19 protein-coding genes and 2 pseudogenes are annotated in these 20385 nt (G+C 64.1%); 10 read left to right on the top strand and 11 right to left on the bottom strand.

Translation table 11 applies throughout. The annotated features are described in order from the left end of the window. The first annotated feature begins 435 nt into the window (after positions 1-435). Both AAHS21_RS28140 and chrA (AAHS21_RS28135) read left to right on the top strand, forming a co-directional pair. Positions 436-735 (top strand): PepSY domain-containing protein, encoded by a 300-nt coding sequence (locus tag AAHS21_RS28140; protein ID WP_330981151.1) that lies wholly within the window; start codon positions 436-438, stop codon positions 733-735. A 57-nt stretch (positions 736-792) separates the two neighbouring features. Further along, positions 793-2010 carry a chromate efflux transporter gene (gene chrA / locus AAHS21_RS28135; protein ID WP_330981150.1) on the top strand — a complete coding sequence of 406 codons (1218 nt, stop codon included), beginning with the start codon at positions 793-795 and terminating at the stop codon, positions 2008-2010. Between the two features lie 6 nt (positions 2011-2016). Here chrA (AAHS21_RS28135) and AAHS21_RS28130 read toward each other — a convergent pair whose 3' ends face one another. Next, entirely contained in the window at positions 2017-2991 is a 975-nt protein-coding gene (locus tag AAHS21_RS28130; protein WP_342930781.1) for a DUF1259 domain-containing protein, read from the bottom strand. 224 nt (positions 2992-3215) lie between these two features. Between AAHS21_RS28130 and AAHS21_RS28125 the strand changes: the two genes are divergently transcribed. After that, on the top strand, positions 3216-3914 hold the full coding sequence (locus AAHS21_RS28125) for a response regulator transcription factor (RefSeq protein WP_330981148.1): 699 nt from the start codon (positions 3216-3218) through the stop codon (positions 3912-3914). Continuing rightward, positions 3911-5251 carry an ATP-binding protein gene (locus tag AAHS21_RS28120; RefSeq protein WP_330981147.1) on the top strand — a complete coding sequence of 447 codons (1341 nt, stop codon included), beginning with the start codon at positions 3911-3913 and terminating at the stop codon, positions 5249-5251. The genes AAHS21_RS28125 and AAHS21_RS28120 overlap by 4 nt, the downstream gene beginning before the upstream one ends. Positions 5252-5452: 201 nt before the next feature. Here AAHS21_RS28120 and AAHS21_RS28115 read toward each other — a convergent pair whose 3' ends face one another. Beyond that, on the bottom strand, positions 5453-5938 hold the full coding sequence (locus AAHS21_RS28115) for a TetR family transcriptional regulator C-terminal domain-containing protein (RefSeq protein WP_330981146.1): 486 nt from the start codon (positions 5936-5938) through the stop codon (positions 5453-5455). 12 nt (positions 5939-5950) lie between these two features. Here AAHS21_RS28115 and AAHS21_RS28110 point away from each other — a divergent pair, with 12 nt between their 5' ends. The 5 genes and pseudogenes from AAHS21_RS28110 (at position 5951) to AAHS21_RS28090 (ending at position 8591) form a co-directional block, all read left to right on the top strand. After that, positions 5951-6280: a hypothetical protein gene (locus tag AAHS21_RS28110; protein ID WP_330981145.1), complete on the top strand. Its 330-nt coding sequence runs from the start codon at positions 5951-5953 to the stop codon at positions 6278-6280. A 26-nt stretch (positions 6281-6306) separates the two neighbouring features. Next, positions 6307-7058, top strand: a pseudogene (gene mddA / locus AAHS21_RS28105) (methanethiol S-methyltransferase). A gap of 95 nt (positions 7059-7153) precedes the next feature. Beyond that, positions 7154-7477, top strand: coding sequence for a metalloregulator ArsR/SmtB family transcription factor (locus AAHS21_RS28100; RefSeq protein WP_330981144.1), 324 nt, complete (start codon positions 7154-7156; stop codon positions 7475-7477). Further along, the gene (locus AAHS21_RS28095; RefSeq protein WP_330981143.1) at positions 7474-7962 is read left to right on the top strand and encodes an SRPBCC family protein; all 489 of its coding nucleotides are present in this window, start codon (positions 7474-7476) and stop codon (positions 7960-7962) included. Before AAHS21_RS28100 ends, AAHS21_RS28095 begins: the two co-directional genes overlap by 4 nt. Positions 7963-7982: 20 nt before the next feature. Further along, entirely contained in the window at positions 7983-8591 is a 609-nt protein-coding gene (locus AAHS21_RS28090) for a maleylpyruvate isomerase family mycothiol-dependent enzyme (RefSeq protein WP_330981228.1), read from the top strand. A gap of 56 nt (positions 8592-8647) precedes the next feature. Here the strand turns inward: AAHS21_RS28090 and AAHS21_RS28085 are convergent. The 4 genes and pseudogenes from AAHS21_RS28085 to AAHS21_RS28070 form a co-directional block, all read right to left on the bottom strand. Further along, positions 8648-9110: pseudogene (locus AAHS21_RS28085) on the bottom strand (polysaccharide deacetylase family protein); the annotation flags it as partial. Between the two features lie 73 nt (positions 9111-9183). Beyond that, positions 9184-10620: a multicopper oxidase domain-containing protein gene (locus AAHS21_RS28080; protein WP_330981227.1), complete on the bottom strand. Its 1437-nt coding sequence runs from the start codon at positions 10618-10620 to the stop codon at positions 9184-9186. 229 nt (positions 10621-10849) lie between these two features. Continuing rightward, a complete protein-coding gene (locus AAHS21_RS28075; RefSeq protein WP_330981141.1) occupies positions 10850-11593 on the bottom strand; it encodes an ArsR family transcriptional regulator in 744 nt (247 codons plus the stop codon). A gap of 74 nt (positions 11594-11667) precedes the next feature. Next, positions 11668-12159: a DoxX family protein gene (locus AAHS21_RS28070; RefSeq protein ID WP_330981140.1), complete on the bottom strand. Its 492-nt coding sequence runs from the start codon at positions 12157-12159 to the stop codon at positions 11668-11670. A gap of 190 nt (positions 12160-12349) precedes the next feature. On the opposite strand from AAHS21_RS28070, the gene chrA (AAHS21_RS28065) reads away from it, so the two are divergent. After that, a complete protein-coding gene (gene chrA / locus AAHS21_RS28065; RefSeq protein WP_330981139.1) occupies positions 12350-13540 on the top strand; it encodes a chromate efflux transporter in 1191 nt (396 codons plus the stop codon). A gap of 209 nt (positions 13541-13749) precedes the next feature. On the opposite strand, the gene AAHS21_RS28060 is transcribed toward chrA (AAHS21_RS28065), so the two are convergent. From AAHS21_RS28060 to AAHS21_RS28040, 5 genes are all read right to left on the bottom strand, one after another. Beyond that, positions 13750-16386, bottom strand: coding sequence for an adenylate/guanylate cyclase domain-containing protein (locus AAHS21_RS28060; protein ID WP_342930789.1), 2637 nt, complete (start codon positions 16384-16386; stop codon positions 13750-13752). Positions 16387-16500: 114 nt separating this feature from the next. Continuing rightward, positions 16501-17244, bottom strand: a complete 744-nt coding sequence (locus tag AAHS21_RS28055) for an AAA family ATPase (protein ID WP_330981137.1) — start codon at positions 17242-17244, stop codon at positions 16501-16503. Positions 17245-17656: 412 nt separating this feature from the next. After that, the gene (locus AAHS21_RS28050) at positions 17657-18373 is read right to left on the bottom strand and encodes a DUF4226 domain-containing protein (RefSeq protein WP_330981136.1); all 717 of its coding nucleotides are present in this window, start codon (positions 18371-18373) and stop codon (positions 17657-17659) included. A gap of 59 nt (positions 18374-18432) precedes the next feature. Continuing rightward, on the bottom strand, positions 18433-19581 hold the full coding sequence (locus AAHS21_RS28045) for a hypothetical protein (RefSeq protein ID WP_330981135.1): 1149 nt from the start codon (positions 19579-19581) through the stop codon (positions 18433-18435). A gap of 421 nt (positions 19582-20002) precedes the next feature. Further along, the gene (locus AAHS21_RS28040; RefSeq protein ID WP_342930788.1) at positions 20003-20296 is read right to left on the bottom strand and encodes a transposase; all 294 of its coding nucleotides are present in this window, start codon (positions 20294-20296) and stop codon (positions 20003-20005) included. Positions 20297-20385 lie beyond the last annotated feature (89 nt).

Below are 20385 nucleotides of genomic sequence, written 5' to 3'. Positions count from 1 at the left end.
GCCGGGCTGGCCGAACAACGCATGCCCACGATTGAGCACCTGGCCCACGTGCTGCACCAGCGCATCTATCGACACACCTCAAGTATCAACGCACCCACACCCCACCCCACACACATTTTTGGCTAGCTTCCCGAACTCGCTGTTGCTCCGCCTGCGCTATTGCTGTGTCTGCAGCTAAGCACCGCGACGGTTTAGTCGGAAGCGGCCGGACACATTCTCGGAGTATCGGACGCGGGCTCCAAAGTTCGTTCAGGGCACGCATTCCGAAACATGTGTCGCACGCGCGCTGTGTCGCAGTATTTCGATACGCGCTATCGGCGGGTCTCGCGGTCGGGCAACCGCGCCTAGCCTTGGTGCTCACTTTCATCCTGGCTTCATGTGCCGACGCTAGCGTCGCTTTCGATACCAGGGTTTATGACGAGGAGGGATGGGTCGATGAGAATTCGAACGAGGATCGGTATCGGTGTGGCCGGTGCCGCCGTCCTGGGGGGCGTTGGCCTCGGCGTCTTCGTCGCCGTCGCCGACGACGGCGAGGTCACTGGCCCGGCAGCAGATCAGGCCCGCGCCGCGGCGGTGCAAGCCGTACCGGGCAAAGCTGGGAAGGTCGAAAAGGAATCCAACGAGGGCGCCGCCTACTACGGGGTCCTCGTAACCAAGACCGACGGCAGTCGAGTAGAAGTACACCTGGACCAGGGCTTCCGATTCGTGGGCACAGAAGCTCCGGACAACGACTGACCCCGGGATCTCGGTTGGAATCGCCGCAGCTTCACAGTCGGGGAAAGATCATTCGGCGTGAGTGAGTCCGATCCGCAGCCACCGGCCGACGAGCATCACCCATCAGCCGAAGCTGACCCCGAACCAGTCGCCTTCGGCCGCATCCTCACCTACTTCCTCAAGCTGGGCGCGATCGGCTTTGGTGGACCGATCGCCACGGTCGGTTACATGCAACGAGATTTGGTCGAACAGCGTCGGTGGATGGATCGGCGAGACTTCCTCGACGGCGTGGCCCTCGGACAGACCATGCCGGGCCCGTTGGCGGCCCAGGTCGCGATGTGGGTCGGTTACCTGCGCCACGGCGCCCTAGGCGCGGCTGCGGTCGCGGGCGCCTTCGTCGCACCGTCGTTCGTCATCGTCGTGGCCGTGGGCGCCGTTTATTCGCACTACTCCGGCTCGAGTGTTGTGCAGGCGCTGTTCTACGGCATCGCCCCGGCCGTGATGGCAATCATCACGATCGCCGCGATCAGGCTGATCAAACTGACCGACCGCCGCGACTGGCGGCTCTGGGGCATCAGCGCCGCAGTGTTCGCGCTCACCGCGCTCACCGGTTCCGAACCGGTGCTGGTCATCGTCGGCGCGGGTCTGCTGATGATCCTGCTCGACGCCCGCCCGCGCATTCGGCGACGCCGCCGAAAATCCCCAGACGACGTCACCGGGACCGATGACAGCCCCAAATCCGTCCCGCTGCTGGTCGGGCTTGGCACCTTGGCCGGTGCGGGGACGCTGGCGTCGCTTGGGTTGTTCTTCCTGAAAACCGGGGCGATCGTGTTCGGGTCAGGGTTGGCGATCGTGCCGTTCATGCGCGCCGGGGTGGTCGACCAGCACCACTGGCTAAGCGACAGCCAGTTTCTCGATTCCGTAGCGATCGGCCTGATCACCCCTGGACCGGTTGTGATCAGCGCCGGATTCATCGGCTACCTAGTCGCCGGACTGCCGGGTGCGATCATCTCGGCCATCGCCATCTTCACTCCGATCTATCTGGGCGTCGTCGTGCCCGGCCGCTGGTTTTTGCGACACCGCGACAACGCCCAGCTACGCGCCTTCGTTTCGGGCGCCACCGCCGCCGCGGCGGGGGCACTCTGCGGTGCCGTCGTGGTGCTCACCCGCGAAGCTGTGACCGACTGGATCACCGCCGCCATCGCCGTGGCCACCCTCGGTCTGCTATGGCGGTTCAAGATCAAAGAACCCTATGTAGTCTTCGCGACTGGCGTGCTCGGCCTCGTCGTGTACTGAAATCGGCTATGCCGGTTGCAGGTTGGTGGCGTCCAGCGCCGGGCGCAGCCCTTTGGCAAGAGTTACTGCGTCGTCGACGGCCCAGTAGTGCATATAAAACAGCCGGGGTTGTTCGGTGAGGCCATGGTTGTGCAATTCGACGATTTGGATGTTGCCGGCGCGCAATGCCTGGATGACCTTCTGGACCTCGGGGGCGGTGAGGATGAAGTCGCCGTTGATCGCGGCCCGGCCGCCGCCGGTGGGTTGGAAGTTGATCACGGTCGTCAGGTTCAGCGACACCGCGGGCAGCACGTACCCGTCCTCGACGATGGTGTCCTTGCGGGGGATGCCGTATTTGAACAACCCGTTGTCCGAAGTTCCCTTGCGGCCCAACGTCTGCTCAACCCCGGCGGTGTCGATGCCGAGAGGCGGCTGCTGCGCCGGCGGCGGGGTCGCCGGTCCGATCGAGGTCGCGTCCAGGGCGGCTCTGAGCGCCTGGGCCAGCTGGACGGCGTCACCCATGCCATGCACGTGGGTCCACCACACCGGCGGGACTTGCTGCAGCAGATGCTTGTGCAGCGCGGTCTGGGCGAGGCCGTGGGCCTGTAGTGCGTCGATGACTTTGGCCAGCTCGGTTTCTGTTACCACCAGGTCGCCCATCAACAGCGTCTGATTGTCGTCATAGCGCACGAAGGCCGCGTACCCGCCCAGCGACAATCCCGGTTTGATCGCCACACCGTCGGTGGTGACCTGAAGATCGTTGCGCACCAAGGCCATTCGGAAGGCAGTGTTGTTATCGCCGAGCTTGCCGACACGTCCCAGCGCATCGGCCACCGGCTTCCAATCGGCATCTGTTGTCCGCACGGCCGAATGGGGATTGCCGACTTGGTCTTTGTCGTTACCCGCGCCCGTCTTTGAACCCGCGCTACAGCCCGACAGCACCACCGCCACCGTGGCGGCGATCACCACGGTTCGCGCAACCGCGTGCCTGACCCCACCCATGAGCCCTCCCAATGTTCGAAGAAATCCACGCCGTCTGGATGGCCGCTCGGCTAGCCCATGGTCTATCGCGTCTTCATGAAGTCACGATGAAGCTGTCGGCCATCGTCCTCATCGTGGCTTCATGAATGCCGAATACAACTGCGTTACCTCGCCTAAAGGTGATGATGGAGTCGGGCACAACGCCAAGTACACAAAGGGCCTAGTAAAGACAGGACGGTGCGACGGTGCGTGTGCTGGTCGTCGAAGACGAGCCCAAGATGGCCGACCTGCTGCGCCGGGGCCTGGTCGAAGACGGCTATGCCGTTGACGTCGCCGCCGACGGCCTCAGCGGCTTCCAGGCCGCCATGGCCTGCGACTACGACGCGATCGTGCTGGACGCTATGTTGCCGGGCCTTTCCGGCTTCGATATCTGCCGAAGATGGCGCGACCGGCAGAAGTGGGTACCGGTGCTGATGCTCACCGCCCGTGGCGCCGTCGCTGACCGCGTCGCCGGGCTCGACGGTGGCGCCGATGACTACCTCACCAAGCCGTTTCACCTCGATGAGCTTTTCGCCCGGCTGCGATCGCTGATCCGCCGCGGACCGACTCCGCGACCCACAGTGTTGACCGTCGGTGCGCTGCGCGCCGATCCCGCCAGCCGTAGATGCTGGCGCGGCGAGGTCGAATTCTCCTTGACCACTAAGGAATTCGGGCTGCTCGAGCTGCTGATGCGCCGACCCGGAACCGTGCTGACCCGGGAGTTGTTGATGGAACACTGCTGGGATTTCGCCTACGAATCACGTTCGAATGTCGTGGACGTCCATATACGCGCGCTGCGTGACAAGATCGACCGACCCTTTGGGGTGCGCTCGATTGAAACTGTTCGCGGTATCGGTTATCGGCTACGCACCGATGGCGGCGTGCCCGAGAAAACAGCCAGATGATTCGGCGCTGGCCGCTCCGGATCAGGCTCACCGCTGCCTTCACCGCCGTGATAGCGCTGGTCTTACTGGCCGTTGGGACTCTCACCGTCACCCACACAAAAGAATCGCTGGACGAGGCGATCACCGAGTCCCTGTCCTATCGGTTGGACAACTTGCGCCCGGTCGCAGCCGCGACCGATCCCGTCCTCGCTGACACTGATCCCGACGCGGCCCAACAGATCATCGCCCCCGACGGTCGGGTGTTGGCCGCGACCTCGAATCTCGCTGGGCAGAGCGCGCTGTCACCGTCCGAGCTTGACACCGCCCGACGCGGGCAGCTGGTCGCCGATCACTCCCGGCTCGGCAATCTGCAAAGCCCGGTGCGGGTGGCAGCGAGCCCTGCACCCGGTGGGCGCCTTGTGCTGGCGGCCCAGAGCCTGGCCGACCGCGACGCCGCGGTGGCGGACCTGCGCGACGAACTGGCCACCGGTTTCCCGATCGTATTGTTGGCCGCCGCCATTGGCGCGTACCTGTTAGCAGCCGCCGCCCTTCGACCGGTCGAACGCATGCGCGCTCGCGCCGCGGGGATCAGCGCCACCGACGCGCACGCCCGCCTGCCCGTCCCACCCGCTCGCGATGAAATCTGGTATCTCGGAACAACATTTAATGAGCTCCTGCAACGGCTGCAAGACGCGCTAGAGCGAGAACGACAGTTCGTCAGCGACGCGGGCCACGAACTTCGCACTCCGCTGAGTCTGTTGACGACTGAACTCGAACTCGCCCTGCGGCGCCCACGAAGCAACCCCGAACTGGTCACCGCGATGTGCTCAGCCCTGGACGAAACCACCCGGCTGTCCCGCCTGGCTCGCGACCTGCTCACCGTCGCAGACACCAGCAACTCGGCTGAGCCGCCGCCAACCATCGACCTTCGCACCCGCTTGCAAACGATCGGCGAACGCTACCGTCACAGCCTGGACGGCCAACTCGACATCGACTGCCCCGCAGGCCAATACGCCCGAATCGACCCTAATGACCTGGACCGGATCATCAGCAACCTCATCGACAACGCCACCCAGCACGGCGCCCCGCCGATCACCATCCGCGTCCAGCCGGCCACCGACGACGGCGTCGAGATCCGCGTCGGCGACAACGGCGCCGGATTCCCTCCCGGATTCCTCCCGCACGCCTTCGACCGATTCACCCGCGCCGACCCCGCACGCACGAGGGGCGGCACCGGACTCGGCCTGGCCATCGTCGACACCCTCGCGCGACGCAACTACGGCACCGTCACCGCACACAACCGCCCCGCTGGCGGCGCCGAAATCACCATCCAGCTTCCTGCCGCCTCTGTGTGCTGAGCCGGACCACGAGCATCCTGTCGAAAACAAGCCGCCCCGAGCACGATCTTGGTGACGCCGAAGTCTGCGCCGAACTATCCCTGCGACGACCGCGACGGAATTTCGAGACCCTCATATCTCGTCTATTTCGACACGACAGCTTTCACGGCTTCGTCAGCTACGGTTGCGTTCACACAGGCGCTCGCCAGATGGCGGCGAGTCCTAGCGCGCAGCCTGGTCCGCTCCCATCGATGCCAGCATTCCGAGCACACTGAGAGCGTCGAGTGTTTCGGCTGCATGCGGGGTGGCCTGCGGGTCTGCAATCCATTGCAACATCAGGCCGTCGCAAACCGCCATCAGCACCGATGCGATCGGGGCCAGGTTCTGTGGCGCCGCCATACCCACATCGGCCATGTGCTGGGTGCCCAACCGAACAGCGGATTCACGCACTCCCGCGTATCCAGCCGCGAGTCTCTCCCGCAACTCCTGCGACCGCAGCGCCGGCGCATAGGACTCGACGCATGCGTGCACCGACGACCGCAGATCGGCGAACGAATCGATTGCCGCACGCAGGATGGCGCCCAGTTGGTCACGGGGGGCCAGGCCTGCGGCCGCCTCGAATGCCTGCTCGACGCGCTGATTCCACATCCCAAAGCACTGGCTCAATGCCGCGTTGACGACGAGGCCGTCGACGCCGTGTTCGCACACATGGCACTGTGTATGGCCCTGTCGACCAAGGAAATCCACGCCATCGTCAACGAGGTTCGGCGGGTCCTGCGGCCAGGCGGAACGTTCATCTACACCGTTCGGCACACCGGCGACGCCCACTACGGTGCCGGAAACCCGCACGGTGACGACATCTTCGAACACGGCGGATTCGCGGTCCACTTCTTTTCCCGAGAACTTGTCGATGCGCTGGCAGACGGCTGGAAACTCAACGACGTGTACGCATTCGAAGAAGGCGACCTGCCCCGACGGCTATGGCAAGTGACCCTCACCAAACCCGACTCGGCGGCACCACCATTCACCCATAGCGCGCCCACGACATAGGCCATCACCACAGCAGAAAGGGCACCATGAAGCGCTATCTCACACTCGGATACGGCGGGGCAAGTTATCTAATTTTCCTGGCCGCCTTCCTGTATTCCATCGGCTTCGTCGGCAACCTCGTCGTGCCACGCAGCATCGACCACGGCGTGACGGCACCCGTCGGAGAGGCAGTCGTGGTGAATATGCTGCTGCTCGGGCTATTCGCAGTGCAGCACAGCGTGATGGCGCGACCGGCATTCAAGCGTTGGTGGACACGGCTGGTGCCCAACAGCATTGAGCGCAGCACCTATGTTCTGTTGTCGAGTCTGGTTCTGTTGCTTATGTTCTGGCAATGGCGGACGATGCCAACAGTCATTTGGAACGTCGCGTGGCCGTTGGGGCGGATCGGACTGCAGGTGCTGTTCTGGCTCGCTGGGCTATGGCCCTCGCGTCGACCTTCATGATCAGTCACTTTGATCTGTTTGGACTCCGCCAGGTGTACCTGGCGTGGCGCGCAGAACCCTACACCGACACCGGATTTCGGACCCCCCTGCTCTACCGAATTGTGCGGCACCCTCTCATGCTGGGCTTCATCATCGCGTTTTGGGCCGCGCCGACAATGACGACCGGGCACTTGCTCTTCGCGCTAGTAACAACCGGCTACATCGTGATCGCGCTGCAGCTCGAAGAGCATGATCTGAACGCGGCGCTCGGCGATCAATATCGCCAGTACCGCCGCCGGGTCCCACAACTTATCCCCCGGATTCACCGGCCGGGCCGCCGTACGGGCGCCAGTTGAGGCAGTGCAAGCGGTGCCCTCAACACCTTCAGTTCCGGCCCTTTCTGGACACTGAGCTGTAGCTGAATAGATCGGTAAGTGTAGACTTACCGTTCGTGGCGACTTACCATGGCACCGTCGATGCCTGGGCCGCTCTCGCCGACGGCACCCGGCGAGCGATCTTCAAGCGTCTTGCCGGTGGGCCGATGGCGGTCGGCGAGCTTGCTCATGGCTTGCCGGTGAGCAGGCCGGCCGTGTCGCAGCACCTCAAGGTGCTCAAATGCGCTGGACTTGTTGCGGATCGCGCAGTCGGAACGCGGCGCGTCTATCAGTTGGACCCGAAAGGCATTCAGGCACTGAGGTCGGAGTTAGACGTGTTCTGGGGCAAGGCGCTGGACGCCTACACACTGATCGCCGATGAAGAGGGGCAACAGGGATGAGCTCATCAAAGGTCGAGCCGATACGCAAGAGCGTCGCGGTCAACACGGGTATCGAGCGTGCGTTCACGCTGTTCATCAGCAAGTTCGATGCCATCAAGCCGCGCGAGCACAATCTGCTGTCGGTCCCGATTGCCGAAACCGTCTTCGAGCCGCGAGTGGGCGGGCACATCTACGACGTGGGGACCGACGGTAGCCGGTGCGAATGGGCGCGTGTCCTCGTCTACGAGGCGCCGTTCCGCGTCGTCTTTTCCTGGGACATCAGCCCCACCTGGCAACTGGAAGCCGATCCCGCGAAGACGAGTGAGGTTGAGGTGCGCTTCATTGCCGAGTCCGAGGACCGCACTCGCGTGGAGTTAGAACACCGACACTTGGAACGGCATGGCACGGGCTGGCAAGCCGTAGCCGATGGTGTTGACGGCGATGCGGGTTGGCCGCTGTACCTCAGCCACTACGTCGAGATCGCGAAGAGGGAGGAGTCGCTGTGAGCATCGATCAAAAGTCTCTGATGGACCTCGCCTATGACGAGCGGGCCGACCTGGCCGCATTCCTTGCAACGCTGAGCCCACACGAGTGGCAGGCACCGAGCTTGTGTGACCGATGGTCGGTGAAGGACGTCGTTGCGCATGTCGTGAGTTACGAAGAGTTGAGCCCACTCGGATTGATGAAGCGTTTCGCGAAGGGACGGTTCGTCCATGCCAATGAGGTCGGCGTTCAAGAGCTTTCGCCTCTGTCCCCGCAGGAGTTGAGGCACTTCCTTGGAAGACATCTTCGACCACGCGGGCTGACCGCTGGCTTCGGCGGCATGATTGCCCTCATCGACGGCACCATCCATCATCAGGACATTCGCCGCGCACTCGGACATCGGCGCGCTGTGCCCGCGGATCGCCTGGAACGGATCCTGCCCTTGGTGCCTGGAAATCCGCGCCTGGGCGCAGGGCGTCGCATCAAAGGACTCCGACTACGAGCGACCGACATCGACTGGCAGCACGGCGAGGGCTTGGAAGTCAGCGGCACCGGAGAAGCACTCCTGATGGCAATGGCCGGTCGGCACTCAGTGGTCACCGAACTCGACGGACCCGGACAGGCCACGCTGGCCGCGCGCGTTACCGCGTAGTCGGTTGCGGCCGAACCACACAGACGGCGCCGCCGAGGCGACAGGAATTCCAATTGCGGCCCGCCGAGGTTCTGGTTGGGGATGTCGGTGATCGGCAGGTTGGGCATCGGCTTAGGTGACGGTGTGTTCGGCAGTGTCGGTATCTTCGCGGCCGGGATGTCGGTGATGACGTTGACCGGCGGGCCGTTGTCGCGGTCACCGTAACTGCTGCCCGGCGCGCGGCCCGCGCATCGCGCTGACTGTCACCAGGCGGTAGCCGTTGGCCTTCAGCACCGGAATGAACTGGTAGACAAGGTCAACCGTGCTCGAGTAGGTGTCATGGAACAGCACTACCGACCCGGGCTTGATTTGGGTCATCAGCATGTACCTTGTCGCTGCCGTATTGGCGTCGTCGATCCAATCGAAAGAGATCACGTCCCAACGGATTTCGGCCAATCCCAGCCGGGCGGCGGCGTGCACCGCCCCGTTGGGCAGTCCACCAGGAGCGCGGTCGAGCGTCGGGGTGCGCCCCGTCGCCGCGTTATTGTCGCCGTGAACTGATCCCTTTCGGCTTTCGCGCAATCCATATGCGGGTACCCCTGGCGGCCGCGGGTCAGGTGGTGCGCAGCAATGCCATAAATCCGTAGTCCATATGGATCTGTTGGTGGCAGTGCAGCAGTGATAGACCGGGCTGGTCGGCGATGAAATCGACCTCCATGCTCTGGTAGCCGCCCAGCATTGCGACATCCTTGCGCACCCCGGTGGTGGGGGTGCCGGCGATGTGGGTGAGTTCGAAGGTGTGCCGATGCAAATGCAGTGGGTGTAAGTCATCCGTGGCGTTGCGAAACCGTAGCCGGTATCGCTTGTTTTGTTGTAGGTCGAGCACGGGTTTATTGGTGTCCATCGAAAACGGTGTGCCGTTGATCGTCCAAAGGTTGAAGCCGTTGTCGGCAGCGTTGCGCTTCTCGATCAGCATGTCGATCGTGTGATCGGGCGGCGCCGCGGCACTGGGGTTGGGTGCGGCGAATCGGCGGTAGTCCCATTTGAAGGGCGGGGGCGGCGCCCATTGCGGATCCCCGCTGCGCCCGGCGTATTCCACCACGATGCCCATGCCGTGTCCGCGGTCGTCGTCGGAAAGATCGCCCAGCACCCAGATCCCTGGGTTAGTCATATTGACGATCGCGGAGATCCGTTCGGCTGCGCCCAGCCAGAGCACCGGAACCGGGGCGGGGTTAGGTACTCGATTGCCGTCCAGCGCGATCACGGTGAAGCTGTGTCCGGGCAGTGCGAGGCTGCGGGTTTCGGTGGCGCTGCCGTTGAGGACATGCAGCAGTACCCGCTGACCGGTCTGCACCCGGAGAGGATCGCCGTGGCCGAGCATGCGCCCATTGATCGCGAATGTCGTGTAGCTGACCTCATAGCCATGGGGATTGCCCTGGGCCAGTGAGGCATCCATCGCCGATTCGCCTTTGTGCTTCAGATCGGGGTCGGCCTCGCCGGCGAGGAAATCGGCGGCCATGTCGCCGCCGCGGCTGAAGGTAGGCTCAAATTCCTTGAGCGTCAAGAAGATCTCTTGGTCGTATGCGCCGGGGTTCTGCTTGGGTTCGATGTAGACCGGGCCCACCAGGCCGGTGTACTGACCGCGGGACAGATCGGCGCGCGGCACCACGTGGGTGTGATAGAACCGGAACCCGGCCGGGCCGGGCACAAAGGAGATGCGCCGCATGCCGTGCGAGGGGATGTAGGGCGTGCCCTCCTCAGCGGCGCCGTCGACATCAACGCCCACGTGCTGGCCGTGCCAATGCAGCTGCTCGGGGGTGTCGGTGTCGTTGTAGATGTCCACCGACGTCCGTTGGCCCTCTTTTAAGCGCACCAGCGGACCGGGGAACTGGCCGTTGTAGACGGTGGTCGACACGATCTGGTCTGGGGCCAAGTCGACGGTGCCGGTGCCGATCCGCAGCGTGTAGTCAGGCTTGCCGGTGGGCGGGGTGGGTGCCGTCTGCGAGCACCCAGCAGTTACTCCGACACCAACGCCGCCGGCGGCGGCCATGACCGCCAAGCCGCCCCATGTAAGGAAATCGCGTCGATCCAGTACCACGTGGGCCCCCGTGTGGTCTAGCGGTTGGCGGGTTGGAATAGCTCGATGAGAGTGCTGGCAGGGTGTCCACCAGGGCCACGGGTGATGCCGTTGCGGAAACCCAGCCCAGCCGCGCGCAGCCGCTCTATATCGTCGACCAGGCAACAGGTGCCGGCCTGTTGCTTCGATGCGATCGACATACTTACCCTTCCGTGGCGTGCGCCAAAACAGGCAGCAGAAATCCGATGCGGGTGTCGAGCTCGGCTGCCACTCTCCGGAATTGTCGATAGCCCGCCGGGCCGGCTGACGGATCGGGCAGGCTCCAATGCATCGCGGCAGCCGAACCGTGCTCATAGGGAAACTCGCGAACTTTGTCGCACAACGTAATTACGTAATCGAAGCGTCGTTCGGCAACTGCAGTCAGCGATTTCGGCCGCCGGCGGCCGATGTCTATGCCATACGCCTCACGCATTACCCGCACCGCGTTGGGATGTAGACGCGGCTTGGGGTGGCTGCCAGCGCTGGTAACACGGACACGGCCAGTGCCGCGAAGCCGCAGTAGCCCTTCGGCCATCGGCGAGCGCGCGCTGTTGCCCGTGCACACGAATAACACCGACTTGCCCGCCGCTGCCCTCGCGGCGACGGCAGGGGCCAATGCAGGATGCAGAGCGGTTGCGGCGTCACCGAACGCCGCCGCGCACCGCGCAAGTTCGAGGTGGTAGTAGCTGTCGCGGCCGTCAAAGCTGCTGCGACGAGTAGCTACCAGCCCGGCCACGCGCAGCAATCGCAGATGGTAGGAGACAAGGTTCTGCGGGGCATCCACGGCGACAACCAATTCCCGGACTCGGCGATCGCTCGACGCCAACTCGGTCAACAGCGCCCAGCGCAGCGGATGCGAGGCCATCTGCATCAGCAGCGGAACCGGCATGCGATCAGTCGTCGCCATGGCGGCCACATTACATCAAAATGATTTGATCGAGTTTGGACGTGCAGCACCTCCTGCATCGCCTCGGAACACGGTCAGCGGCGCTGTGGGCGCAGGGACTTCCCACTGGTTAGGTGGGCGTCGAGAGAGCAGCTGCCGGCACCGACGATAAGCAGAAACACGCTGCCGCACAGCTGCGCGAGGTCGACACGGGATTCGTGGATGAAGTCCCACCAGCCATGCTCCGTGCCGAAGAGTGGGGCATGGCCCCAGACGATCGGCAATTTGGTGATAAGCAACGCGCTGAGCATGTCGACGATCATTGGCACAGTGGCCAGCCGAGTCAGCAGCCCGACCAGAATGAGTGCGCCGCAGCCGATCTCGAAGACGCCGTCCAGTGCGCTGAAGAACGCCGGCGCTGGGATGCCGGCTTTGTCGAACCGACCGGTGCCCAGCGAATCAGGCCATAAAAACTTCAGCACCCCTTCGCATGCGAAAACCAGCCCCACATAGAGGCGAATCAGCACAACCGCCGCGGGTGCATGTGTCGAGGCTAGCGCGAGGACCTTGCTCGCAAAGACAGTCATTTCGTTGTCTCCTTCTCGCATAGCGCCTTTGACCTCACCAGATACTCAACCCACCCTATGCCCGAGCAGGCACGCACCGGCCATACATATCAAACTAGATTGATGTAATGTCGCTCGGTGTCCAGAGCCCGGGGAACTTGATGACCCATCGAGTAATCCAGGCGCGCAAATCGGCTTCTGTCATGCACCGATGAGTGACCCCGACGCCGACGCGCAGGTGCCGCCGCGGCCGAGCCTGGCCATCGTGCTGCGCGAGTGGGGACGGATCGGGTGTATAGGGTTTGGTGGTCCGCCCACACACATCAAGCTGCTGCGCGAGCTGTGCGTCGAGCGCCGGCGTTGGTTGACGCCGGTTGAGTTCGAAGACGCCGTCGCTGCCTGCAACCTGTTGCCCGGGCCCGCCTCCACTCAGCTGGCGATCTTTTGCGCCTGGCGGGTCCGTGGCTGGGGCGGCGCGCTGCTAGGCGGGGCCGCGTTCATCGTCCCCGGACTAATCCTCATCCTCGCCCTGGCGGTGCTGTTCTTAGGCGACGCACCGCCGCGCGCGGTCCTAGCCGCAGGTGCCGGCGCCGGATCAGCGGTAGCAGCCGTCGCGGTGCACGCCGCAGCCGGCCTGCTGCCTACCAGCTGGCACGGCGCCCACCCCGCCGGGCGTGCCAGTCGGCTCCGGTGGATTTCCTTTGTTGCTGCCGGTCTGCTCGCAGCGGCGACCATCGGCCCCTGGCTGGTACTAGCGCTGCTGGCCTGCGGCGTGATCGAGATCGCCAGCCGTATCCGCCGCGAGCCCACTGGCCCGACCGCCATTGCGCCCACACCCCTGCTGGCACTCGGAACGCTGAGCCTTGGCACACTCGGTTCCTTGATCTGGGTAGCGTTCAAGGTCGGCGCGCTGTCCTACGGCGGCGGATTCGTCATCATCCCGCTGATGCAAAACGACGCTGTCGATCACTACCACTGGATGACCGGCCCCCAGTTCCTTAACGCAGTCGCCCTCGGCCAGATCACACCGGGACCAGTCGTGCAGACCGTCGCCGTAGTCGGCTACGCCGCCGCCGGGCTGCTCGGCGCTGTCCTTGCGTGCCTCGTTGTATTCAGCCCGTCCTTCACGTTCGTGCTTCTCGGCGCCCGGCACTTCGACCAGCTGCGCACCAACGCCATCGCCCGCGCATTTCTCGACGGCGCCGGACCAGCCGCGATCGGCGCCATCTTCGGCTCCGCGATTAGCCTCGCCAGAGCCCTAACCCAGCCGTGGCAGTACGCAGTCCTCGCCGCCGCCGCAGTCTTACTCCTCCTACTACGCCGCGGCGTCGTGCTCACCCTCCTCGCCGCCGCAGGCGCCGGCATCGTCTTGATCAGCTCAGGGCTTGCACTCCCGCACTAAGGCCCAACCACTAAGCAATTAGGGCCCACGACAACAGCATTGCGGGTCGCAGCGACACCGCAACCAGATATGGGACCCGACCCGTTCGGGCGACAGCAACGTCACAACCCCAGAAGGCGGGCCCCCACCAGATACCCGCACACGACGTCCCACCCAACCCACGAACACCCAGCAAACCGGAACTAACTTTCCAGACTCTCGAATGTGGTCTATTTCGCGACGATGTTCAGTTCCGCTCGGGCCTGGTCGATTTGGTCGTTCGCGTAGGTCGCGATGGCGGCGGTGGCCATCGTCTCACCCGTGCGGGCGAGCGATTCGTAGGTCTGGTCGCCGAGGACATCGCGGAGGTGCGTGATCGCGGTGGTGATCTCCGGGGTCGCCGCTGTCGCGAAGGGACTGAATGCGAACCCGGCGATGGTGGCCGCCGGTTCGTGGCGGCCGAGCCGGTCGAAAAGGGCGACGAGGACGGCCAGCGCGCCGCGGATCGTCGTAGTGTTGCCCGAATCGTGGTAGTTGCGGATTGCCAGAGTGAGGTGATCGAACGCGGACGCGGTCTCGCCCTGTTCGGCCTCGAGTAGGGCCAGAGCGTGTGCCAGGACTGACGCGTTGGCGCGGTCGCCGCTGTCTTGAGCGATCACCAGACCCCGGCCGACGGCGTTAAGCGCCCCGACGGGATCCGCGTCACGGAAAGCGAGACCGTAGGCACCGAGCGCGAACGCGAGCACGGACCGGTTGCCTGTTGCCTCCGCAGCCTCGATGAGGCCATCCGCGGAATCCATCGCCTCCCCACCCGAACCGGCCAATGCAAGGGCGACAACCAGATATGCCCGGATGTAGACGTGGGTGTCGCGGCGGCGTGCGAGCTGGGCGCGGCACAACTCGACACATCGTTCGGGCCGCCCGATGACTAGGTATACAGATCCAAGCATGGCTTCGATGCCGTACGGCGGCGCCTCGCGGCTCCTGCCGAGAACGATCTGGCCGGCGTCGCAATAGCGGATAGCCGCCTCGATCCGTCCGGTCGTGTAGCACAGCGACGCAATCACGTACAGGAACGCCAGCCGCGGGTGATCGACGGCGCGGGCAGCCTCGATCAGCTCTTCAGCCCAGGCTATCGGCTCATAGGTTTGGACGATATTGCCGAGCCACCCCACATAGGTGGCGATGGCGGCGGCGGTGTCGAGGTCGCCTTGGTCGGCGGCCCACCGAAACGCGGTGCGCAGGTTGGGCAGCTCGAGAGTGAACCAGTCGTAGGCCTGTCGCTGTCGGGGGCTGTCCCACAGGGCAAGAGTGTCGACTTCACGTCCGGCGAAGTACCGCGCGTGAGCAGCCCGAATCTCGGATGCCTCGCCGCGGGCGACGAGTTGCTCCTCGGCGAACTGGCGGATCGTCTCCAGCATCGCAAACCGGGTCCGCCCCGCCGACCGGTCGGCGACCAGCAGCGACTTGCGCACCAGCGCGTCCAGCAGATTGAGCATGGCGAACTCGTCATGAGAATCCGCGACTGCGCAAACACTTTCGAGACCGAATCCACCGGCGAACACCGAACACCGCTCGAGCACAACCTTCTCCGCATCCTCGAGCAAGTCATAAGACCACGCCACCGCCTGACGCAACGTCTGGTGGCGTTCCACTCCGCGCCGCGACCCGACCAGCAGCCGGAATCGATGATCGAGGCGATCCCGTACCTCGCTCGGCGTCATCGACGCTATCCGTGAGGCCGCTAATTCGATGGCCAACGGGATCCCGTCGAGGCGAGCACAGATCTCCACCACCGCGGCTGCCTCATCAGCGTTGGGGACCGAGAAGCCCGGCAAAACAGCTTGTGCGCGTTGGACAAACAGTTCTACCGCTGGAGAGTCGATGCCTGCGCCGACATCTAGCGAGGGCACAGGCCATAAGCGTTCGTCGGCGACTCCCAATCCTTCGCGGCTGGTGGCCACAATCGTCACCGTCGCCGAGAACGCAAGCACGGCCTCGATCAAATCGGCTGCGGCATCGAGCACGTGCTCGCAGTTGTCGAACACCAACAACCGGACTCTGCCCTCCAACGCGGCGGCCACTGACTCGCACACGCTCTTCCCGGGCTGCTGGATGACGCCCAGCACCGCCGCCACCGCGTCCGACACGGCCGCCGGGTCGGTGACCGCAGCCAGCTCGAAAATCCAAACACCGTCAGGGAATTCGTCAGCCAGCCGCGCCGCGACCTCCAACACCAGGCGGGTCTTGCCCACCCCGCCCACCCCGGTCAACGTCACCAACCGATGAGCTTGTACCGCGGCTCGCAGCCCGGCGACCGTGGACTCGCGGCCAACGAAGCTTGTGGTCGGCGCCCGCAGATTGCCGGGACTAGGGTCCAGCGCCTGCAACGCCGGAAAGGCGGTGCGCAGTCCCTCCGCTTGGACCTGGAACATCCCGATCGGAATCGGTACATCCCGTAGCCGCCGCGGCCCCAGATCCAATAAATCAACCCCAATGAGCAGCACCGCCGTCGACTCGGCCACCAGGATCTGACCACCGTGCCCGGCAGCCATCACCCTGGCTGCTCGGTTAAGCACGATGCCGAAGTAGTCACCGCCGCGAAGTTCGGCTTCGCCGGTCGCGATGCCCATCCGCACCGGCAATTCCAACTCGCGCTGTGCGGCGATGGCGGCATCTACCGCTGCCCCTGGTGACGCGAATGCCGCGCACACCCCATCGCCGGTGTGCTTGAACAACCAGCCCCCGTGCGCCTCGACCGCCGAGCGCAACACCTCGTCATGTACGGCCAGGGCGTTCCGCATGCCCCCGGCGTCTGCTTCCCACCGACGGGTCGACCCCTCAACATCGGTGAACAGAAACGTCACAACCCCCGACGGCGGCACCCGGGCGGACACCCGCACAGAATGTCACACCAATCCGCTTCCGCGCAGCAACCACGACCGACTTCCGAGACGCTCGTAGTCGTCTGTTTCTGCTGTTTAGGACTTCGGTAAGTCTACGTCGAGTAATTCATGTAGGAATTGCTCAGGCGCATCGAGAAAGTCCCGCGTGATTCGAAAGTGTTCGGTGTCCTGATACGCGACTTGGCTGATGCCGGCGTCTGTGCAGGCGTAGATGGTCGCGCCAGGATAGGCCATAAGGATCGGCGAATGCGTCGCTATCAGGAACTGTGAACCTTGGCGAACGAGGTCGTGGATCCGTGCCAAGGCGGCCAACTGGCTCGTGGGCGATAACGCTGCTTCGGGTTCATCAAGCAGGTAGAGGCCGTTGTTGGTGAACCTTTCGACCATCAGTGTCAAAAACGATTCGCCATGCGATTGTTCGTGCAAAGAACGGCCACCGTAGGCGCCGGCGATGATGTCGGAGCCAAGTTGATCGACTTCTGTCGCGACATTAAAGAAGCTTTCCGCGCGCAGAAAATACCCCGAGCGGGGTTTGCGCGTACCGCGGGCAATGTCGAGATAAGCGTGCAGGTTCGAGTGGGAGGCTCGAGTTGTGAAGTTGAAGTGACGGCTTCCTCCCTCAGCATTGAAGCCTAGCGCCACGGCGATTGCCTCGAGCAGAGTTGACTTGCCCGCCCCGTTGGCGCCTACGAAAAATGTCACCTGCGAATCAAACTCCACCGTGTCCAGAGAACTGACGAGCGGCAGCGAAAATGGGTATATGTTGAAGTCTTCGACCGCGCTTCGCGCTAATCGAATGCGTTTCAAATAATTCGACACCACGCTCCTTTCAAACTTTGCGCCAACTTGTTATCGCCTTTTACTCGCGAGCCCCAGGTGTTCGAGGTATGTTGGCGGGCCGCTTGACTCGGTGTACGTAAATGTCTGGGTCTTCCACTTCACACATGGTTTGTGTCTTCGAGTCCCATTCGTAGGCGCCCGCATCATGAAAGGCCTGGAAGAGGTCAACGACGTGATCTGGATTATAGAGCTCAAGTTGGTCGGCTGCTCTGTATACAGAGCTGGTCAATGTCCCGCCATTGTATAACTGAATTTGAAAAAGAGTCCGAAAGAGCCTGTCGCGGACTTCGGCTTGTGCATCGGTGTCAGCCGCGCTGATGACTGCTCGGTAATTCCAGACGGGCTGATCGAACATGACTATCCTTTCTTAGTCTGCGACGTCACGTCGCTTTTAAGCTTTGTCGACAATGAACGAGCCCGCCACTCCGCCTGGCCCGGCGAGGTGGCACTCCCACTGCTGCCAGGGATACAGAACTCTGCGGAACGTAATCCAGGCCTCACATTCATTCAGTGAGTTGAATAACTTGTAAGCCGTCGACGGGTCCCATAGGTCGCCAGGGCCGTCGGTGGGCAACGGACCGTGCTGGCCGTACCCGAGGCTTGCCCCGGGCGCGCTCTTTGGGTATCTGAGTGCACGGATCTGAGTGGCCGCGGCACCACCTTGTTGCTGAGTGGTTTGGACAACCTCGGAGGCCTGCTGGAGCTGGCCGCGCAATGCAGTCAGGATGGCACGCTGCGCTGCGGCGGTGCGCGCGACTGCGGCCGCCTGCGCGATGACGCGGGTCTGGGCGGCGATCGCATCAAGACGGTCAGCGCCGGCTCTGGTGGCCGCGGCAGCGGCCGCCAATTGGGTGGTCAGGCCCGCATCGCTAGTCGACGCGGTCATTAGTGGTGGGATCGAGCGATCCACCATGTCGCGGTAGGAGGGCATTCCCAATCCGCCAGCCATGTCGACCGTGCGGTCACGCGCCGCGGTGGTGATCTGCACCGCCTCGGCGATCAGCGTGGAGGAGTTGTCGGAAATGCCACCGTTGATCGCCGAACCAAACAACGAGCGGGCCCGCGCGATCGCGGCCTGCACAGCAACACAAGCCTGCACAACCGACATAGACCAATTATCCGGCCTCTCGACGCCGGCGCCCGCCAAAATTTGGGAATCTAGGCGGCTCAGACCATAACGGCGCCGCCGCCGACGATGTCGTGGTACATCGATATCGCCCTGTGATGTTGGCGCTGAATCTCCGAGAGGTAGGCCTGCCGGCCATAGGCGTAGGCCGCCGCCGCTGAGGGTTCGCCGGGACGCTGTTGGAGCCAGAAGATCGATTTCCAGATATCCGGTGATCCTGGGCCGCCGTGGTGGTCGAGCCGGTTGAAGAACTCCGAGATCGCCAAATTCGGGTTACGCCGCCCCGAATACGATGCGTCTTGCTGAAAGATACTCTCCCACAGCCTATTCGGGCTTTTGGCCCGCGGATTCAAATTGCTCTCCTGCATGGCGTCGGCCAGGATCGCGGTCGTCTGGTACGGCGAATACCCGCGGCGCCATGCTTCATGGATGATGGCCGACGCCACCTCCCGTGGACTCGAGTCAAGCGTCAGCGCACCAAGTGGGGTCCCGACCGCCGGTCCCGCTGGCTGCAGCCCGGCGGTCGACCCGGACCGAGAACCCGAACCGCGGCCGAGTGCCGCCAGCGGGCTGATCAGTCCACTCAGACCACTCAACCCTCCGCCGCCGCCGGTGCCGCCACCTGGGCCCCCTCCCCCGCCGCCGAACGGCATTCCGCCCATCGGCATCCCGCCACCCCCACTACCGCGGCGACGCGAGTACAGCATCGAGCGGACCATAGAAGCCAGCTGCGCGTCCCGAGCCTTATGCGCGTTGACGATCTGCTGTTGTTGGGCGAGGCGGGCGCGCAGGGTGGCGATCAGGGCGCGTTGGCCGGCCGGGGTGCCCGAGACCGGGGCCAAGGTGGTGGTGTCTGCGGCAGCGCCTTTGACCACCGAACCCGAGTTGGCCCCGCCGGTCCAATCCACTTGCACCGCATCGTGTATCTGGGTGCCCAGCCGGTTATCGGCGGTAGAGACCCTGCCTAAGCCCGGGGCGGCATCGGTCGCGAACGTGGTGTAGGTCGCCGGCAGCACCCCGGACAACCCGGACATGCGCTGCTGGCTGTGACGCACCAGCTCGGCAGCACCGGCCAGTGCCGCATCGCTGCGCCCCGCGGCCACGTCCCCACCCGTGCCGGGCTGGCCGAACAACGCATGCCCACGATTGAGCACCTGGCCCACGTGCTGCACCAGCGCATCTATCGACACACCTCAAGTATCAACGCACCCACACCCCACCCCACACACATTTTTGGCCCCCCGATCGGTGGGCCCGCCGCCGGTGCACGCGCATTGTAGGCCCATCCACACCACGCGGCTGCACAATTTAGCGCACGGCAATGCCTATGCGCCCCAATACGATCCAACCATGCGAGTGCACCACAGCCCTAACGTCACCGTCTCCGCGCAGGACAGCGCGCAGGCAAATGCATCGACGACCTCGCCGCGCTGCTACAGGCGTCCTACCAGATCGCCGGCACCCCAATCAACAGCGGGATCGGGTCACTGGCCCGCGTGCGCGCGTCGTTGCCAGAGCCGCTCGTGGCCGAGCTCGTCGAAGTCCTGCGCAGCGCGCGCAGGATCGCCGACCAGCAGTGACTTCTCCGACGGCTGAAGCCGTCGGCTTCTTTTACGCTGCGGTTGCGGCGTGTAGGGCCAGTCCGGCCCTGAGTATGTTGCGTGCAGCGTGTTCATCGGCTAGTGCGGTGTGGCCGCAGTGTTGGCAGATGAATTCGGCTTGGTTGACGCGATTTTCGGGTGCGGCGTGACCGCAGCATTCACACCCATCCGAGGTGTGCCGGGGGTTGACCTCGATCCATGTGCGCCCAGCGTCTTCCGCTTTGGCGCGCAGTATCGAGACGAACTGACCCCAGCCAGCGTCACTGATTGATCGGTTGAGCCCGGACTTCGCCCGGGCTGTCAACGGTTTCTCAAAATTGACCCGCTGCGGTTCCCGGAAAGTTGACCCGCTTGCGTCGTTGAGGCGCGGCGCAGGTCGGCCGGACCGACGGC

This window comes from Mycobacterium sp. 050272 (genome assembly GCF_039023525.1).
Taxonomy (GTDB): Bacteria; Actinomycetota; Actinomycetes; order Mycobacteriales; family Mycobacteriaceae; genus Mycobacterium.
The sequence above is the reverse complement of the archived record's forward strand: the minus strand, read 5'-3'. Positions and strand labels throughout refer to the sequence as shown.

Excerpts from the sequence above, each read along its gene's own strand:
- AAHS21_RS28140 (WP_330981151.1), top strand. The coding sequence starts at position 436 with ATGAGAATTCGAACGAGGATCGGTATCGGTGTGGCCGGTGCCGCCGTC.
- AAHS21_RS28130 (WP_342930781.1), bottom strand. The coding sequence starts at position 2,991 with ATGGGTGGGGTCAGGCACGCGGTTGCGCGAACCGTGGTGATCGCCGCC.
- AAHS21_RS28120 (WP_330981147.1), top strand. The coding sequence starts at position 3,911 with ATGATTCGGCGCTGGCCGCTCCGGATCAGGCTCACCGCTGCCTTCACC.
- AAHS21_RS28110 (WP_330981145.1), top strand. The coding sequence starts at position 5,951 with ATGGCCCTGTCGACCAAGGAAATCCACGCCATCGTCAACGAGGTTCGG.
- AAHS21_RS28095 (WP_330981143.1), top strand. The coding sequence starts at position 7,474 with ATGAGCTCATCAAAGGTCGAGCCGATACGCAAGAGCGTCGCGGTCAAC.
- AAHS21_RS28090 (WP_330981228.1), top strand. The coding sequence starts at position 7,983 with ATGGACCTCGCCTATGACGAGCGGGCCGACCTGGCCGCATTCCTTGCA.
- AAHS21_RS28080 (WP_330981227.1), bottom strand. The coding sequence starts at position 10,620 with ATGGCCGCCGCCGGCGGCGTTGGTGTCGGAGTAACTGCTGGGTGCTCG.
- AAHS21_RS28075 (WP_330981141.1), bottom strand. The coding sequence starts at position 11,593 with ATGGCGACGACTGATCGCATGCCGGTTCCGCTGCTGATGCAGATGGCC.
- AAHS21_RS28070 (WP_330981140.1), bottom strand. The coding sequence starts at position 12,159 with ATGACTGTCTTTGCGAGCAAGGTCCTCGCGCTAGCCTCGACACATGCA.
- chrA (WP_330981139.1), top strand. The coding sequence starts at position 12,350 with ATGAGTGACCCCGACGCCGACGCGCAGGTGCCGCCGCGGCCGAGCCTG.
- AAHS21_RS28050 (WP_330981136.1), bottom strand. The coding sequence starts at position 18,373 with ATGTCGGTTGTGCAGGCTTGTGTTGCTGTGCAGGCCGCGATCGCGCGG.